This is a genomic window from Microvirga calopogonii, from assembly GCF_003347665.1.
Lineage (GTDB): Bacteria > Pseudomonadota > Alphaproteobacteria > Rhizobiales > Beijerinckiaceae > Microvirga > Microvirga calopogonii.
This window is the reverse complement of record NZ_QDGA01000042.1, coordinates 1-16,703: the sequence shown is the minus strand read 5'-3', so window position 1 is coordinate 16,703 and position 16,703 is coordinate 1. Positions and strand designations below refer to the sequence as shown.

The 16,703-nt window shown below is 62.4% G+C and carries 20 protein-coding genes; 9 read left to right on the top strand and 11 right to left on the bottom strand.

Features of this window, described 5'->3' with window-relative positions; translation table 11 throughout:
* Positions 1 to 5 precede the first annotated feature (5 nt).
* A complete protein-coding gene (gene glpK / locus DDF70_RS22960) occupies positions 6 to 1,502 on the top strand; it encodes a glycerol kinase GlpK (protein ID WP_114947158.1) in 1,497 nt (498 codons plus the stop codon).
* A gap of 142 nt (positions 1,503 to 1,644) precedes the next feature.
* Here the strand turns inward: glpK and DDF70_RS22955 are convergent, their stop codons facing one another.
* Positions 1,645 to 2,070 (bottom strand): HIT family protein, encoded by a 426-nt coding sequence (locus tag DDF70_RS22955; RefSeq protein WP_114947137.1) that lies wholly within the window; start codon positions 2,068 to 2,070, stop codon positions 1,645 to 1,647.
* Positions 2,071 to 2,483: 413 nt separating this feature from the next.
* On the opposite strand from DDF70_RS22955, the gene DDF70_RS22950 reads away from it, so the two are divergent.
* Positions 2,484 to 2,675, top strand: coding sequence for a con-10 family general stress protein (locus tag DDF70_RS22950; RefSeq protein WP_009494027.1), 192 nt, complete (start codon positions 2,484 to 2,486; stop codon positions 2,673 to 2,675).
* Between the two features lie 80 nt (positions 2,676 to 2,755).
* Here the strand turns inward: DDF70_RS22950 and DDF70_RS22945 are convergent, their stop codons facing one another.
* The 6 genes from DDF70_RS22945 to DDF70_RS22920 form a co-directional block, all read right to left on the bottom strand.
* Positions 2,756 to 3,658: a DMT family transporter gene (locus DDF70_RS22945; RefSeq protein ID WP_245435611.1), complete on the bottom strand. Its 903-nt coding sequence runs from the start codon at positions 3,656 to 3,658 to the stop codon at positions 2,756 to 2,758.
* Between the two features lie 253 nt (positions 3,659 to 3,911).
* Positions 3,912 to 4,460, bottom strand: a complete 549-nt coding sequence (locus DDF70_RS22940; protein ID WP_162820594.1) for a hypothetical protein — start codon at positions 4,458 to 4,460, stop codon at positions 3,912 to 3,914.
* 11 nt (positions 4,461 to 4,471) lie between these two features.
* Positions 4,472 to 4,708 carry a hypothetical protein gene (locus DDF70_RS22935; RefSeq protein ID WP_114947134.1) on the bottom strand — a complete coding sequence of 79 codons (237 nt, stop codon included), beginning with the start codon at positions 4,706 to 4,708 and terminating at the stop codon, positions 4,472 to 4,474.
* 350 nt (positions 4,709 to 5,058) lie between these two features.
* Positions 5,059 to 5,823, bottom strand: a complete 765-nt coding sequence (locus DDF70_RS22930) for a PRC-barrel domain-containing protein (protein ID WP_114947133.1) — start codon at positions 5,821 to 5,823, stop codon at positions 5,059 to 5,061.
* A 406-nt stretch (positions 5,824 to 6,229) separates the two neighbouring features.
* Positions 6,230 to 6,745, bottom strand: a complete 516-nt coding sequence (locus DDF70_RS22925; protein ID WP_162820593.1) for a hypothetical protein — start codon at positions 6,743 to 6,745, stop codon at positions 6,230 to 6,232.
* Positions 6,746 to 7,047: 302 nt separating this feature from the next.
* Complete coding sequence (locus tag DDF70_RS22920; protein ID WP_114947131.1) at positions 7,048 to 7,854, bottom strand: response regulator; 807 nt, start codon at positions 7,852 to 7,854, stop codon at positions 7,048 to 7,050.
* A 182-nt stretch (positions 7,855 to 8,036) separates the two neighbouring features.
* On the opposite strand from DDF70_RS22920, the gene DDF70_RS22915 reads away from it, so the two are divergent.
* Both DDF70_RS22915 and DDF70_RS22910 read left to right on the top strand, forming a co-directional pair.
* Positions 8,037 to 8,264: a NepR family anti-sigma factor gene (locus DDF70_RS22915; protein WP_114947157.1), complete on the top strand. Its 228-nt coding sequence runs from the start codon at positions 8,037 to 8,039 to the stop codon at positions 8,262 to 8,264.
* Positions 8,261 to 8,806, top strand: coding sequence for a sigma-70 family RNA polymerase sigma factor (locus tag DDF70_RS22910; protein WP_114947130.1), 546 nt, complete (start codon positions 8,261 to 8,263; stop codon positions 8,804 to 8,806). Before DDF70_RS22915 ends, DDF70_RS22910 begins: the two co-directional genes overlap by 4 nt.
* A 93-nt stretch (positions 8,807 to 8,899) precedes the next feature.
* Here the strand turns inward: DDF70_RS22910 and DDF70_RS22905 are convergent, their stop codons facing one another.
* On the bottom strand, positions 8,900 to 9,073 hold the full coding sequence (locus DDF70_RS22905; protein ID WP_009494036.1) for a DUF1328 domain-containing protein: 174 nt from the start codon (positions 9,071 to 9,073) through the stop codon (positions 8,900 to 8,902).
* 103 nt (positions 9,074 to 9,176) lie between these two features.
* Between DDF70_RS22905 and DDF70_RS37555 the strand changes: the two genes are divergently transcribed.
* Positions 9,177 to 9,473 (top strand): hypothetical protein, encoded by a 297-nt coding sequence (locus DDF70_RS37555; RefSeq protein WP_205772466.1) that lies wholly within the window; start codon positions 9,177 to 9,179, stop codon positions 9,471 to 9,473.
* 55 nt (positions 9,474 to 9,528) lie between these two features.
* Here DDF70_RS37555 and DDF70_RS22900 read toward each other — a convergent pair whose 3' ends face one another.
* Entirely contained in the window at positions 9,529 to 10,389 is an 861-nt protein-coding gene (locus tag DDF70_RS22900) for an SDR family oxidoreductase (protein ID WP_114947156.1), read from the bottom strand.
* A gap of 137 nt (positions 10,390 to 10,526) precedes the next feature.
* Positions 10,527 to 11,858 carry a solute carrier family 23 protein gene (locus DDF70_RS22895; protein ID WP_114947129.1) on the bottom strand — a complete coding sequence of 444 codons (1,332 nt, stop codon included), beginning with the start codon at positions 11,856 to 11,858 and terminating at the stop codon, positions 10,527 to 10,529.
* A 233-nt stretch (positions 11,859 to 12,091) separates the two neighbouring features.
* Here DDF70_RS22895 and DDF70_RS22890 point away from each other — a divergent pair, with 233 nt between their 5' ends.
* Entirely contained in the window at positions 12,092 to 13,111 is a 1,020-nt protein-coding gene (locus DDF70_RS22890; RefSeq protein WP_114947128.1) for an alpha/beta hydrolase, read from the top strand.
* Positions 13,112 to 13,120: 9 nt separating this feature from the next.
* Here the strand turns inward: DDF70_RS22890 and DDF70_RS22885 are convergent, their stop codons facing one another.
* Positions 13,121 to 14,068: an NAD(P)/FAD-dependent oxidoreductase gene (locus DDF70_RS22885; RefSeq protein WP_114947127.1), complete on the bottom strand. Its 948-nt coding sequence runs from the start codon at positions 14,066 to 14,068 to the stop codon at positions 13,121 to 13,123.
* Positions 14,069 to 14,246: 178 nt separating this feature from the next.
* On the opposite strand from DDF70_RS22885, the gene DDF70_RS22880 reads away from it, so the two are divergent.
* The 3 genes from DDF70_RS22880 (at position 14,247) to tnpA (ending at position 16,683) form a co-directional block, all read left to right on the top strand.
* Complete coding sequence (locus tag DDF70_RS22880; protein WP_162820592.1) at positions 14,247 to 14,771, top strand: IS630 family transposase; 525 nt, start codon at positions 14,247 to 14,249, stop codon at positions 14,769 to 14,771.
* A gap of 309 nt (positions 14,772 to 15,080) precedes the next feature.
* Positions 15,081 to 16,301, top strand: coding sequence for an IS4 family transposase (locus tag DDF70_RS22875; protein ID WP_114947125.1), 1,221 nt, complete (start codon positions 15,081 to 15,083; stop codon positions 16,299 to 16,301).
* A complete protein-coding gene (gene tnpA / locus DDF70_RS22870) occupies positions 16,294 to 16,683 on the top strand; it encodes an IS66 family insertion sequence element accessory protein TnpA (protein WP_162820591.1) in 390 nt (129 codons plus the stop codon). Before DDF70_RS22875 ends, tnpA begins: the two co-directional genes overlap by 8 nt.
* The last annotated feature ends 20 nt before the right edge of the window (positions 16,684 to 16,703 follow it).

Sequence of the window (16,703 nt, the reverse complement as noted above, 5' to 3'; positions counted from 1 at the left end):
AGGACATGGCTCAGTACGTCGGCGCCATCGACCAGGGCACGACCAGTTCGCGCTTCATCGTGTTCGACAAGGCCGGAGCGATCGTCTCGCTCAGTCAGAAGGAACATGAGCAGATCTATCCCAAGCCCGGCTATGTGGAGCACGATCCGCTCGAGATCTGGCGGAACACGCAGGAGGTGATCCGGCAGGCCCTGGAGAAGAAGGGCTTAAAACCGCAGGATCTCGCGGCCATCGGCATTACCAACCAGCGGGAAACCACGCTGATCTGGGACCGCCGCACGGGTAAGCCCCTCCACAATGCCCTCGTCTGGCAGGACACCCGCGTTGATTCCATCGTCGAGGAGTTCGCTCAGGACGGTGGCCACGATCGCCTGCGCGACAAGACCGGCCTTCCGCTGGCGAGCTACTTCTCCGGACTGAAGCTGCGCTGGCTGCTCGATAACGTGCCCGGCGCCCGGGACAAGGCGGCGGCCGGCGACGTGCTCTTCGGCAACATCGACACGTGGCTGGTCTGGAACCTGACGGGCGGCGTCAACGGAGGCAGCCACATCACCGATGTGACCAATGCCAGCCGCACGCAGCTCATGAACCTCAAGAGCCTCGATTGGGACGAGGAGATCCTGAGGCTTTTCGACATTCCGAAAGCCTGTCTGCCGCAGATCCGCTCGTCGAGTGAGGTTTACGGTCAGGCGACCGATGGCCTCGCGGGCGTTCCCATCGCGGGCATTCTGGGCGACCAGCAGGCGGCCCTCGTGGGGCAGGCCTGCTTCCGGCAGGGCGAAGCCAAGAATACCTACGGCACCGGCTGCTTCATGCTCATGAACACCGGCGAGACCCCCTACACTTCGAAATGCGGCCTGCTCACCACCGTGGGCTACCGCTTCGGCCAGGGAAAGACAGTCTATGCCCTTGAAGGCTCCATCGCGATCGCGGGCGCCCTCGTACAATGGCTACGCGACAATTTGGGACTGATCCGGGACAGCACCGAGATCGAGACCCTGGCCCGTGGAGTCGAGGACAATGGCGGCGTGACGATCGTTCCGGCCTTCTCGGGCCTCTACGCGCCGCACTGGAACTCCCATGCCCGCGGCTTGATCGGCGGCCTGACGCGCTTCGCCAACAAGGGCCACATCGCCCGCGCGGCGCTCGAGGCCACCGCCTTCCAGACCCGCGAGGTGCTGGACGCCATGACCAAGGACACGGGCATCGCCGTCAAGGAACTGCGCACGGACGGCGGCATGGTCGTCAACGAACTCCTGATGCAGTTCCAAGCCGATATCCTGAACGTGCCCGTGGTGCGTCCCAAGGTGATCGAGACCACCGCTCTCGGCGCCGCCTACGCGGCAGGCCTAGCCACGGGCTTCTGGAGCGGCACGGACGAACTCGTGCAGAACTGGGCCGTCGACAAGCGCTGGACGCCGAACATGACCCCGCCCCGTCGCGAGCAGCTGAATGCCGTCTGGGACAAGGCCGTCGCCCGCTCCCTCGATTGGGCGGAGTGATCCTGGGGCCGTCCTCACACTACGTCATGGCCGGTCTCGTACCGGCCATCTCCATGAGAAGAGCGCAGCGCTTCAGGTTATCGGGATCACCGGCACGAGGCCGGTGATGACGTAGAGCGGTAAGATCACGATCCTCATCCCATCACGCCGCCGGCAGCGCCGCCCGGATCTTTGCCGCAAAATCCGCCAGGATTTCGGGCTTCTCCATCTGGCCGGAATGAGGCTTCAGAGCCACGCCCTCGAACCGGGGGAGCACATGGAAGTGGATGTGGAAGACCACCTGCCCGCCCGCGCTCTCGTTGAATTGCTGGATCGTCAGGCCATCGGCGGACAGCGCCGTCTTGGCGGCCTTGCCGACGATCTGAACCGCCTTGGCGAGTTCCGCCAGATCGTCCGGCTTCACGTCGAGCAGGTTGCGCGCCTTGGTTTTCGGAATCACCAGGACATGCCCGTCCCCGCGCGGCATCACATCCATGAAGGCCAGGACACGGTCCGTCTCGTAGACCTTATGGCACGGAAGCTCCCCGCGTAGGATCTTCGCGAACACGTTGTTGTCGTCGTAGGTCATCCCGCCCTCTCTTCCTGAGCACCGACTTTTAAGGCGCCTGTCGAAGCGCGCCTGCGACAAGCCTTTTATCGCGGACGTGAAGGATAATCATCTCTCGAAGACGGAGCGTTTCCTTCCTTCGAAATCCTCGGCAGATTTCATTGAGGATCAACTACATACCTTTTGTGACCAATATATTCGCAAATAGAGCATGCCCCGAAGGCGGGTATCAAGGTAAGTACCTTCTCGGTTCTTATTCCCATGAACAAGTTGTTGCCACGTTTAGATCGCAGGAATTGCCAAGTCTAAGCCTAACAATTCATGACAGCTGAATATTTTCTGAAAATTTTTGCAAAGGTTGGCCCTGACCAACCGGAACCATCGAATCCCCTTGCGGTTGAAGAAGCACGGACACCATTGATAAGGAGGCATAAATGGCAGGTGGTTCGACCTCGAAGCGTGGCTTCGCGTCGATGGATTCTGACCGGCAGCGCGAAATCGCAAGTAAAGGCGGCAAGAGCGTTCCCGCCGAGAAGCGTTCCTTTTCCCAGGATCGCGAACTCGCTTCGGAAGCGGGCCGCAAGGGCGGTCAGGCCTCGGGCAATACCCGCGGCAATCAGGAATAAATTATTTCTGATAGACATCAGTTTAGGGGCCGCTTGACGGCCCCTTTACTTTTGAGTTCTCCAGCGGAGATCGTGCGCCCTCACCCGGACAGGGTTGTTTTCATAGGTTTGCGCTCCGACAGGGACAAGGCCGTTGCGCTCAGCATGATCCCCATGCCCGCGGCTTCAGCCCAGCCGAAGGGCTCGGCGGCATAGGCGACGCCGACCGCAACGGCGATGACCGGGCTGACGAAGGCATAAAGCCCCGCCCGGAAGGCGCCCCAGTCGCGCACGAGGCCAAGGTAGATCCAGAATGCGATCAGCGATCCTCCCAGCACGAGGGTCGTCAAGCCGAAGACGGCCTTCGCCTCCTTAAGCGCCGCGAAATGGGCCGGATCATAGCCTTCGATGATCAGGGAAACAGGCACAAGAGCCATACCGCCGATCAGGCTTTGCCAGAAAGCGAGCACAAGGGGCGGCATGGCCAGGGTCAACGGCCGGCTGATGACCGAGCCCCAGGCATAGGAAACGGTCCCGATGGCCACCGCGACCAGTCCGAGAACGGACGCGGCGCCGTCTTGAGCCGCACCCGTGCGGCCGGAGAACAGGAGGACGAGGCCCAGGATCCCAAGCCCTATCGCGGCCACCCGACGCGCCGTAATCCGCTCCTGACCGTAGAGCCGCCCGATGATCACCAGGAAGATGGGCATCAATGACAGATTGACGATGGCCGACAGGCCGCTGGGCGCTCGCGCGACGCCCCAGAACAGAAAGCTGTAGCACCCTGTCGTGATCAGAAGAGAGGCGGCGAGGATCCCGCCGAAATGGCTGGAGCGCAGCGGCAGACCTTGTGCCATCGCGACCGCGAGGAAGCACGGTGCGGCCAGCAGAAATCGCATTGCGGCGAGAAAGATCGGAGGGACGACCTCGGAGGCCACCTTCATGGGCAGCCACGTCAGCCCCCAGATGAGTGCCATCAGGGCGAAAGCTGCGATGCGTCTCACGCTGGAAGCCCGACGACGGTCATTCGTATCTCTGGAGTATGGGTGACAGCTCCCTATCGTGACAGCACGAAGGACCGCTGAACAGCCGGGCACACCATGATTTCACAGGCAGAAGATGCGTTTCACCCCGGTACGACACTAGCGCATCGTGCGGAAAACCGGGTCCACTTTTCCGCCCCGAACGATGCGCTCTTCAAAGAGTGGAGCATCGGGTGAATCCCAAAAGTGCAAGTCCACTTCTGGGTCCGATGCTCTAGTTCCGGAAGCTCAACTCCGCCTTGTCCAGCCTTGCCTCGATGAGCACTTCCTCGGACGGACCATAGCCCATCAAAGCCCTGAATTCGGACAGGCTCGGGCGCTCGAAGACAAGTGTCCCGAGATCCATCTGGCGAACGATTTCTCCGGCCAGGGAGACCATGAAGTCGAGGGATACGACGTCCAGCAAAGCCGCAGCCTCTTGGACAACGTCGGACCGGCCGCTGCGCGACGAACCGATCAACGCCAGCAGGCAATACTCGTCCATGCTCCCGTGTCGGGAGCCGACAGGCCGGTGGCAGAAGGGCCTGCCCCGCTGTCTGGTCAGCGCAAAAGCGAGCAACAAGGCGTCGGACACGATGGCTTTCGCGACCTCAGGCTGAGTAAAGGATACCAGCCCCCGTTCCGGTCCATCAAGAAGAGCCAGATCGTATTGATCCTCAAGACTGCTCAGCGACCGGAACACGTCGATCACCGGCACCATGCTCGGATGGAGCAGGAACGCGACCGATCCGGGGGCTGCGGAAGAGGAGGATGCTTCAACCATCAATTCGAACCTTACATACGCGGACTGCTTGCCGTCGGCATCACGTGGGGTAACGCGGGAACCAGCAGATGCCGCCGCAGCAGCAGCGGGCAGGTCACCTCATCCTGCGAGCACATCGGAATGATGCCGCTGAGCATGGAGGCGACCGACGGCTTGTCCCTCGGAGGGGAACTCGATGTGAGCCGGGAAAACTCGTCCGGCAATTCTTCCTGGCACAGCACCGCGTCCAGCTCATTCGTGGCGGTCATTGTTGTTTCCTCCGCTTGGCGCATCGGATAGGGCACAAAAGTGCAAGCCGACTTTTTGGATCCGATGCCCCGGCGCTTAAAACGGCAACGTGTGCGCCTATTCCCAGTTCCTCGTGCGGCAAGAAGTCCGGCTCATTCCGGACCGCGGAAATCTGAAAATTTTCCGGAACCCGGTCGGTGCTGCCGCGTTCTGAATCCAACTGGTCCGAATGCCCCCTTGGACCGGCACCTTCAAGGCGCAGTTGTTTCAGCTGCGCCTTTTGTTTTGGCGGGCGCCCTGCCCCTCCGCACATGAAAACGGCGCCCGGGTCTCCCCAAGCGCCGCCTGTCGGCAGGAACCGCTTTTCCGCTTATTGCTGCGGAGCCGTCGAGTTACCCGTCGTGCCATTCGTCCCGCTCGCGCCGGTGGTCCCAGTCGTCGAGCGGCTGGCATTGTTGTTGCCCTTCTTGTCGAACGTCGGGGCGGCCTGAAGCTCAGCCTTCGTCATCCGAAGAACGACGCGCTCGGGCTGGTTCTGATCGCTCGAGGACGTGGTAGTGTTGTTCGAGGCGGCGGAACCCGTGCCGGTCGCGGCCGTATTGCCTGTCGCCGTCGAGCCGGTCGTATTCACGTTGTTGCTGCCGTTTTTGCTGCTGTCCAGGGCCTGGGCCTGTTGGGCGCTCATGAACTCGAGCGAGTTGAACGGAACGGCGACGTTCTTCTCGCCGATTCCGAGGAAGCCGCCCACGCCGACGACCGCGGCCATGACCTGACCATTGCGATCCAGGATCACGTCATTCACATCGCCGATGGATTCGTTGTTGGCGCTGACCACACGAGTTCCGATCAGATCAGAGGCCATGATCTGGTTCGATTGCATCTGGGTCATGAACTGACCGGCCGCGGCGCTGTTCTGGCCCATGGTCGTCGAGGACTGCCCCATGGAAGATTGGCCCATGGTGGACGAGCCGGACGAACCCGGCTGCATGGCCGGCGAGCCGCTGCCGGTGGTACCGGAACCCGTAGCAGTCGGCCGGTCGGTCGGAGCGGACGGGGACGTCGAGGTTTGCGCGAGAGCGGGTGCAGCCGCGACAGCCGTCACGACAAGGCAAGCTGCCATATGCTTCTTCAGCATTGCATTATTCTCCTGAAGTTTCCTTGAAAATCGCGTTGTGCACCGAGGTGCGCCAGGATGTAACGCACGGCAATAGCGACCGTTCCCAATATTGAGGCCGATCAAAGGAATGTTATCGGAACATCTATTTTCAAATGAACAAAATGAATACGCATTCAGTTTCGAGAGAAGACCTATTCAACACTGTTCATTGCGAGATGAACCGCAATCAAGACGCCGATCTAGCCAACCCCATTCAGGAAAGATTTGTTCCAGCAATAATGAGGGCCGGCAGAGATTTTGGGCGCGCTCCCAGCTGCCGCGTCATTCAGAGAGGAGACTCTTGAACAGGAGTTAGCAACCGCCGAGCATCTTCAAAGCCGTGCAGGAAGGCCTACGCACCGGGGCTAACGACGGCCCAGGCCTGTTAGGACAGCGATTGTTCGAGCAGCGCCAGGCAGAGGCTCGGCATCCGATTGGCGCTGGCCTTGGCGAGAGGACTGACATCGCCCAGGCAGCCGACAGGATTGCGACTCTTGGGCTTCTGCTCCTGCGGCGTGTCGTTGCCCTCCTGACGGCGGGCCGGATGCTGCGCCACGGAGCCCCGCGCCTCGTCCTTCAAGGTGACGACCGGGAGCTCCGTATCGCGGGCGAAGGTCGTGATCCCCGTTCGAGGATCCGACCTGTAGAGCACCTTTCCATCATGATCCCGAAGGATCACGGCCGCATTGGACACGCCGACGAGTTCCACAATCGAAACGCTGGTCGGCTGGCTTGCCGGAACTGGTGCGGCGATCCGATCGCCCTTCGCGAGAACGCCCCCCGTGAGAGCCAAGGCCTCTGATTGAACCAGAGGCGACATGTTGAAGGACGCGGGGGCAAAACTTCCAGCCACGAAGAAAGCCCCAGCCAATCCGACCAAAGCTACAGGTGTGCGGAACATCCCTCTCTCCTGCTATCCCAGCTCAACAATTCGGAAAAACAACGCGACCATATCTTTGATGTTCCTGTCACCTTCCCTAGGACTGAAGAATAAAAAGGAGAGAAAAAAGCCGGGAACCTTTGTTTTCGATGGGGCGTTCTTAAAGCACCGGCCTCCTGGTCCTCCCCGCATTCCCCTTGTGCATTGGCCGGCACCTTAGACGGGCTTTTGAGCCCGTCTTTTTTTGCGCCCAATACATCGATCATAAAGAAAAGCCCGGCCATAGGCCGGGCTATTACTTGGTAATCCAATGAACCTTGGGATTAAGCCGTTGCTGCGCGAGCCTCGCGGCGGCGGGCGCTCTGCTGGAAGAACAGGGCCTGGCTGATCACGGCGGAGACGTTCGCTGGCTGGAACGGCTTGGCGATCAGGAAGGCCGGTTCGGGCCGCTCGCCGGTCAGGAAGCGCTCGGGATAGGCCGTGATGAAGATCACCGGAACCTCGAAGGCCTTCAGGAGATCGTTGACCGCGTCGAGGCCGGAGCTGCCGTCCGCCAGCTGGATATCCGCCAGAATGAGGCCCGGCTGCTTGGCGGAGGCTAGCTTGACGGCCTCGGTCCGCGTGCGGGCGACACCCGTCACGTTGTGGCCGAGACCTTCGACCAACGCCTCGAGATCCATGGCGATGAGCGGCTCGTCTTCGATGATGAGAATGTCCGTGGCCATGTCGGCCGCCAGCTCGCGGCCCGCCTCGTCGACGAGATCACGAACGGTCTTGGTATCCACATCAAGGATCTGGCCAACCTCTTCCTCTCCGAAGCCTTCAAGGCACGACAGGAGGAAGGCCTGACGGGGAAGCGGGGTGATCTGCCCAAGGCGGACTTCCGCCGGCAGGTCACGCTGGATCTGCTCGCTGCGTCCGTTGACCGACAGGGAATTCCAGATTCGCGTGAAGACCTGGAAAAGCTCCACCTTCACATTCCCCGAAGGACCGATGGTCTCCGGTTCGCTGACGAGGGTTTCCAGGGTGGCGGCCACATAGGCGTCTCCAGCCATCTGGCTGCCAGTGAGAGCGCGTGCGTAGCGGCGAAGATATGGTAAGTGCTGGACGACAAGCTGCGCTGTCGACATTCGCTTCCCCTTAACTGTGCTTTTGACTCGTTGTACCGACGGTCCATTCAACGTGGCAAAGCTGCAAAAGTTCCATGGATGGAACCGGGTGCAGCAACCAGCGTTATTGCTCGAAAACTAATATATGGATATTGCCAAGGTTGGCCATCCCTCTGAAAGATAGGGGTGGCAAGGGGACGAAGATGACGGTTGATAAGGGGAACAAGCTTGCTCGGACTACCCTGGAGGCGTCCGCGAACGATAAGCTTGCAACCGATCCCAAGCTCGACAGCGGCAGCCAAAAGCGCATCGGCGACCAGCTCCGCGCCATGTACGACGAACTCATGCAGCAGCCCGTTCCTGACCGATTCAAGGACCTGCTGGATCAACTGGACAAGAAGAACGGGGCGAAGAAGGATGGGTCTCAATGACCCCAGAACCGGAACCGCAGTTACGGGAAGCACTTCTCGCGGCGGTTCCCAGCCTTCGCGCCTTCGCCATCTCGCTCTCGGGGCAGGTCGACAGAGCGGACGACCTCGTTCAGGACACGCTCCTCAGGGCCCTGGCCAATCTGCACAGGTTCGAGCCGGGAACGAACCTGAATGCTTGGCTCTTCACGATCCTGCGTAACCTCTTCCATTCCGAATACCGCAAGCGGCGCCGCGAAGTGGAGGATCCGGACGGATCCTATGCGGGACGCCTGAAGGTGCAGCCCGAACAGGGCTCCCATCTGGATTTCGAGGACTTCCGCAGCGCGCTCGCCAAGCTTCCATCCGATCAGCGGGAAGCCCTGCTCCTCGTCGGCGCTTCCGGCTTTTCCTATGAGGAAGCCGCGAACATCTGCGGCTGCGCCGTCGGCACCATCAAAAGCCGCGTGAACCGCGCCCGTTTTCGTCTCGCCTCCCTGCTGAACGTCGAGGACATCGAGGATCTGGGTCCCGACAGCATGACGCGCGCCGCCCTGCAGGGCTGACCAGCCCCCACCCACCAATCCTCACATCAATGGCACCAACGGAAACGCCGCCCTTTCGAGGCGGCGTTCACGATCTCGCATGCCGTGCCGGCCTTACATGGGGCTTCGCCCGCGCAGCAGGCCGATGACGGCCGAGATGGCGAAGAGGACGATCGCAACGAAGAAGATCAGCTTCGCGATCTCGACGGCCGTGCCGGCGATGCCGCCGAAGCCGAACAGAGCTGCGACCAGAGCGATAATCAGGAAAGTGACTGCCCAACCGAGCATGGTGTTACCTCTCTAAATGGTGATCGACTTAAAGCCGATGATGTTCAAACAACGCCAAGCGCGACTGTAGGGTTCCACGCCCGAGAAATGATCCACTGCGTTCATGGATCATTCAAAAGTAATCTTGCAGGCTTTTATTCGCATGGAACTCGCCTTACGCCCATACGTTTTCCAGATCACTTGGGAGAGATGGTCAATGACTCGTTCAGTTGCCCTTCGTGCATTTTGTATCTTTGCCGTTGCTACTATCCTTGCAGCGATTACTGGAGCGGCTTCTCAGGTCGTAATCGCAGAAGTACTTTTCCTGATCGCCGGTTCGCTTTCAGCCCTCATGCTTTTTGTCGCATGCACCGCACCTGCGCCCAGCCTTGTGCCGGTTCGTGTGCGCCGTAGACGCTGATCGACCTCAATCACAGTCAGAAAAAGGGCGGCTCCGCGAGCCGCCCTTTTTCGTGTCATGCCTCGGTCGGATCGCCGCCGTTCGGATGCAGGACCGTGCCCGTGATGTAGGAGGAATCCTCACACGCCAGGAACAGATAGGACGGCGCCACCTCGTTGGGTTGCCCCGGGCGCTTCATCGGCGTGTTGGCCCCGAACTGCTTCACCTTCTCGACCGGGAAGGTCGATGGAATGAGCGGCGTCCAGATCGGTCCCGGCGCGACGCCGTTGACGCGGATGCCTTCACTCGCGAGCTTTTGCGCCAAAGAGCGCGTGAAGGCCACGATGGCTCCTTTGGTGGCGCTGTAATCGAGAAGCTCCGAGCTGCCGCGATAGGCCGTGACCGACGTGGTGTTGATGATCGCCGAGCCCTTCTTGAGGTGCGGCATGGCGGCCTGCACCATGTAGAAATATCCGAAGATGTTGGTGCGGAAGGTGCGGTCGATCTGTTCGGGCGTGATCTCGGCGATGTCCTTCTTCGGATGCTGCTCGGCGGCGTTGTTGACGAGTACGTCGAGCTTTCCGAAATGCTGGACGACCTGATCGACGGCGGAGCGGCAGATATTCGGATCACCGACGTCGCCGGCAATGGTCAGGCAGGAGCGCCCTTCCCGCTCGATGAGGCGCTTCGTCTCCTGCGCATCCTCGCCCTCGTTCAGATACAGGATGGCCACGTCGGCGCCTTCGCGGGCGAAGAGAACGGCGGTGGCCCGCCCAATGCCGCTGTCGCCTCCGGTGACGAGCGCGACCTTCCCTTTCAACCGTCCGCTGCCGGGATAACGGGGCTCGTAATCGGGCCGAGGATTCATCTCGGTCTCGTGACCTGGCTGCTTGTCCTGGACCTGAGGGGGCATCGTCTGCTGCTGTTCGGAGCTCATGGCATCATTCCGTGCAAGATCGGTGGGAAAGGGATGCGAAACTCCGCACGGCCGGGAATCGAGACAGACCATGCACGACGAAGCCCGCGTTGAGGCTCAACGCGGGCTCCAAGAGCGTGTTCCTGAGAAGGCTCGTGCTATTCGGCCGCTTGCGGACGCTCGACGGGTCCGGGCGCCATCCGCAGGATGTGGTAGAGGATGATGGCGCCGAAGGTTGCCGTGCCGATGCCGTCGAGGGTGAAGCCGCCGACATTCAGCTTGAAGTTGCCCGCACCCAGAACCAAGGCGACGGCAACGGTGATGAGATTGCGCGGGTTCGAGAAGTCGACCCGGTTCTCGACCCAGATCCGGCCCGCGGTGGCCGCGATGAGGCCGAACACCACGATGGACAGGCCGCCGAGCACAGGGCCCGGAATGGTGCCGATGAAGGCGCCGAACTTGGGCGAAAGCCCGAGGAGAAGAGCGAAGCCCGCTGCGATGACGAAGACCAGCGTCGAGTAGATGCGGGTCACGGCCATCACGCCCATGTTCTCGGCATAGGTGGTCATGCCCGTCCCGCCGGCGGAGCCGGACAGCATGGTGGCCAAGCCGTCGCCCATGAAGGCGCGACCGAGATAGGGATCGAGGTTGCGGCCCGTCATGGCGCCGATGGCTTTGATGTGCCCGAGGTTCTCCGCCACGAGGATGATCGCCACGGGCGCGATGAGGCTGATGGCGCGGGCGTCGAAGACGGGGCTCTGGAAGGTCGGCAGGCCGAACCAGGCGGCTTGGCCGATCCTGGTGAAATCGATCGGCTGTCCCAGGCCCAGCACGTTGGCGCAGATGTAGTAGATCAGGTAGCCGGCGGCGCCTCCGATCAGGACCGGCAGGCGGCGCATCGTTCCCGGCGCGTACACGGCGACGAACCCGACCGCCACGACGGTGGCAAGCGCGATCCAGCGAGCGAAATCGCTGCCGGCCGCATTGTCCGGGGTGACGCCGGAGGCGCTGTTGATCGCGATGGGAGCGAGCACGAGGCCGATGGCGGCCACGATGGCACCCGTGACCACCGGCGGCATCAGTCGCTCGATCCAGCGATGCCCCGCCATCTGCACCACGAGGCCGATCAGGAAGTAGAGCGCACCGGCCGCGATGATGCCGCCGAGCGCCACGGGGAGGTTCGGGTTAGGGCTCCCGACGCTCGCGCCGGTGGCAACGAGAACGGGACCAATGAAGGCGAAGCTCGACCCGAGATAACTCGGAACCCGGCCGCCCACGACGAAGAAGAAGATCAGCGTCGCCAGACCGGAGAACAGGATCGACACATTGGGATCGAAACCCATCAGGATCGGCGCGAGCACGGTTGCGCCGAACATGGCCACCACATGCTGCAGGCCCACGACGACCATCTGGCCGGTCGGAAGCCGCTCATCCGGCATGATCACGCCTTCGGTCTTCAGGCTCCATCGTGGCAGGAAACTGTCGGTCATGGATAATCCCCCAAGCTATGACTTAGAGCATCGGATGGGGCGAAAACCGGGTCCACTTTTCACTGACGTGGCCCTCCGGATCCGCACGATGCGCTATCGCGGCACCGTAGACCTGCAATCACCGGAATGGCTAGGTGAGATAAGGACTTATTAACTGCCGCGAGAGCCCGGATTCTGGACAAGTGCCCGTTTGGCCGCCACATCATTCCCTTTGGCGACGGATGAGGATGACCATGCGGAAGAACCATGATGTGCCGGCAGGCACGGTGCACAGCCTCTGGCTCGACAGCCAAAGCCTCAGGGACAACCTTCTCGGGGACCCGTCCCGCCGCCGGATCGACGTCTACGTGCCGGCCGGTCATGACGGCCGGGACCTGCCTCTCCTCGTCGATCTCGTCGGCTATACGGCAGGCGGTCCCGCCCATACCAACTGGAAGAATTACGGCGAGAACATGCCCGAGCGCCTCGACCGTCTGATCGGCACGGGCGCGATGCCGCCGGTCGTCGTGGCCTTTCCCGATTGTTTCACGCGCCTGGGCGGCAACCAATACGTGGACAGCGCGGCCATGGGCCCGTGGGAGACCTTCCTCATCCGGGAGATGCTACCGTTCGTCGAGGAGCGTCTCGGGTGCGGCGGAGCCGGGTGCCGAGGCGTATTCGGCAAGAGCTCGGGCGGCTACGGCGCCATGGTCCATGCCCTGCGGCACGGTGGTTCGGTCTGGGCGGCGGCCGCGTCCCATTCCGGTGATGTGGGTTTCGAGTACCTTTACCACCTCGGCGAGTTTGCCGGAGCTCTGCGCCACCTCGCCGGCCATGACATGTCCATCGAGGCGTTCCTGCGCAAGTTCGAGGCCGGTCCCAAGGCCAAAGACAAGGACTGGCATACCCTAATGCTCCTCGCCCAAGCGGCCAGCTTCGATCCGGACCCGAGACAGTTCTACGGTGTCCGCCTGCCGGTGGACCTGCAGACCTGCGAGATCATCAAGGAGCGCTGGGCCAACTGGCTGCGCTGGGACCCCCTACGGATGGTCGATCAGCCCGAGCACCAGCAGAACCTGCGCAACCTGAAGGCCTTCTACATCGATTGTGGCGACATCGATCAATACAACATGGTCTACGGCTCGCGGATCATGCGCCGGAAGCTCGAAGCCGCTGGTATTCCCCACACCTACGAGGAATTCCACGATGACCATTCCTCGGTCGATTACCGCATGGATATCAGCCTGCCGTTGCTGGCCAAGGCGCTGACCTGAGAGGCACCATCACGCCCCGCCCGGCTCGTCCTCGGTCGGCAATTCGCAATGATTGTGGATATGGGCCGCAGCGAGCGCCGCATGGCCCATGCCGACCACGATCTGGTCGAGACCGCGAACGATGTCGCCAGCAGCGTAGAGGCCCTTCACGGTCGTCTGACAATGGCTGTCGACGATAAGGCTGCCGGATGGATCGTGCTCGGCTCCAAGCGAGATGGCGAGGTCCGAGCGGTATTTCAGCCCGAGCGCCGAATAGAGCACGTCGAAGCGATGCTCCTTGCCGCCCATATGGACGGCGGAGATCCGGTCGCCTTCCATGTCGAGGCACTCGACGGGAGTCTCGACGATCTTGACCTGGTGCTCATCGAGCCTCGCTCGTTGCTCCGGGTCAAGCTCCAGGGGCTGCCCCAGCGTGAGCAGGGTCACGTCGCGGGAGTAGGTGCGGGCGATGAAGACCGCCTCCCCTACCCCATGGGCCCCATAGGCGATGACGGCAATCTTGCGGTCCCGCGACTCGTATCCGTCGCAGATCGGGCAATAGCGGACGAGCCCCTGTTGGACTGCGTTGGGCACGTCCGGCAGGTCCGGCTCGATATCCACCGAGCCGGTGGCCAGCACCACGCGCCGGGCGGCGATCTGGCTCATGCCGCCATCATTGTCCTCGACGACCGCAATGAAGCGGTCCGGCTGCTTGCGAAGCCCCGTAACGCGCCCCGGCTGGATCGCGGCCCCATATTGTTCGAGATTGGCGCGGGCCCGGGCCAGGATCTCCTTGCCGGAGATTCCTTCCGCGAAAACCGGAATGTTGTGGCTGGTCGGGATCCAGGCTGCCCGGGGCGTGCCGCCGTCTACTACCAGGAACCGGCGCTTGAACCGGGCCAGGTACAGGGCCGTCGTCAGCCCCGCCGGCCCCCCTCCCACGATCAGGCAATCCAGAATATCCCCGCTCGACCCCATCCCCACACGATCCTCCCGCTGGTTTCACAGGAGGCACAACACCCGAGAGTCGGAAAAGATCGCAATAAGCTCTGCCATGTTGGAATTATACCCGTCCACTGAAGTGCTGACTCGGATTTGCGGTGGTGTGCCTGACGTGATTCACTGGGGAGCGGGGGCGCTGTTGATGGAGATCAGCATGGCCGGGCTCCCGATCCGTCAAGACCACTCGCCAGCCGATCTGCGTACGCGTGCGGCCCGTGAGAAGGATTGTCGGGCCGCGCTGCGGCTCCTGGCGATTGCCAATGCGCTGGAGGGCATGACCCGGGCCGAAGCGGCCCGGCTCACCGGCATGGAGCGCCAAGCCCTGCACGATGCCATCCAGCGCTTCAATGTCGAGGGCCCTGACGGTCTGCACGACCATCCTCGCACTGGCCGCCCGGGACAACTCACTTCGGGTCAGCAGGCTGCGCTTAAGGCCCATATCCTGCGCGGGCCCGAGCCTGAGCGCGATGGGGTGAGCGCCTGGCGCTTGATCGACCTGTGCGAGCATGTCGAGCAAACCTATGGCGTCAGCTATAGCCAGTGGGGCCTCTCCCGCGTGCTCAAGCGCCTCGGCCTCTCGCGTCAGAAGACGCGACCGTCTCATCCCAAGGGCAGTCCCGCCGCGCAGGCGGCGTTCAAAAAAGCAGCTCCCGTCCAAGCTGCAGGCCCTCGCAGCTGAACATCCCGAGCACTCTCTCCAGCTCTGGTGTCAGGACGAAGCGCGCTTTGGCCAGAAGGGTCGGACCACACGGGTTGCCTCTGCCCCACGAAGGACTGATCTACCAGTGGCCGGCGGCGGGTTAGCGCCCGTAAGGCGGGAGAATGCATAGAATGCAAATACGATCTCTCCGGATCTAAACTGAGAAGGCGACAGAACGATCGTCGCTCTCCCTCTAAATGGTAGGTCCAGCTAGACCCAATACCGTTGACTTAAGCTGCCGATGGGGTGTGAAGTGACGAGAGGGAGTGGCTTGCGGAGGGTTCAGTCATGACCCGACCTCCAGCGCGCCTTCCGGACAGCCCACGGATCAGCGATCTCGTCACACTCGGGGTGCTGACGACGACCGTTCCGGCGGCCTTGATTGACGCTGTGCTGGTCGCGACGCAGCGACAGAGCCAGCGGCATCGACAGCTGCCAGCGCCGTTGGTGGTGTACTATGTGATGGCGCTGGCCTTGTATGCACAGGCCTCCTACGGCGAGGTGTTGCGATGCCTGCTGGAGGGGGTGCGGTGGCTCCGCCTGGGCGGGCTCGACGCGCTGGGGGCGACCAAGTCGGCCATCACCCGTGCGCGGATCCGGCTGGGGGTCACGCCCATGCGGGAGCTGTTCCAGCGGGTGGCCCATCCCATTGCGGACCCCGGCACGCCCGGAGCGTGGTACCGTGGTCGCCGGTTGGTCAGTGTGGATGGCACGACCATCGATCTGCCGGATACGCCGGAACTGGAGGCCCAGTTCGGCCGCCCTGCCGCCTCGCGGGGCGCCAGCAGCTTCCCGAAGCTGCGCCTGGTGGGGCTGATTGAAACCGGCACCCATGCCATGTTCGCCGTGGCGGTTGGCCGCTACGACACCAGCGAGGTCCGCTTGACGCCGCGCGTGTTGCAGCACTTGCAGCCGAACATGGTGTGTCTGGCTGATCGGGCCTTCGTCGGCTTTGAGCTGTGGCGCTTGGCGGCAGCGACGGGCGCCGACTTGCTCTGGCGGGTGCGCGTCAACCACAAACTGCCCTGCCACCAGCGCCTTCCCGATGGCTCGTATCTGAGCCGGCTTTACGCCTCGCCCAAGCAGCGTCGACACAATGAGGGGGGACAGGTCGTGCGCGTCATTGACGACCGCCTGGAAGGCATCGCGGACGCGGAGCCCCTCGATCGGCTGGTCACCACGCTCCTCGACCCGGCCGTCGCGCCAGCGACGGAGTTGGCAGCGCTGTATCATGAACGGTGGGAGTGCGAGGGGACCTTCGCCGAATTCAAGGTGAGCCTGCCCGGGCAGCGCCTGATGCTGCGCAGTCGCCGGGCGGATCTGGCCGAACAAGAACTCTATGGCTTTCTGCTCGTCCATCTGGCGTTGCGGCAGCTGATCTATGCCGCCAGCCGAAAGGCCGGGTGCGACCCGGACACGTTGTCCTTCCTCCACACGGTGCGGATTGTCCGGCGGCATCTCCCGTTTTATGCCGCGTTTTCCCCCTCAGCGACAGCATCAGATGCATGAGATGATCCTGATCGAGATCATCGACACACCGGCCGAGCACCGTCGAGGTCGCCACAATCCACGTGTGGTGAAACGTAAGATGAGCAACTTCCCGACCAAGGCGCGGGCTGGGCCGCCCCTGACCGCGCCGATCGTCCGCTCCAGCGCGCTTATCCGGATTGTCGCGCCAATGGTGGAGGACACGGTGCTCCTGTCAACGGCTCTCCCGCAGACTGCTTCCAGACCACCAGGCCAGGCCTGCGGCCGCCCTTCATGGCATCAGCACGTCCGCGACTGGCATGCCAGTCGACTGACACGCACGGCGTACTGCCAATCCCATGATCTGGAGATGTACCGCTTCAACCAGTGGGTCGCCCGGCTGCGCCGGCGTTTGGTCCTATAGCTTAAGTCAACGGTATTGCA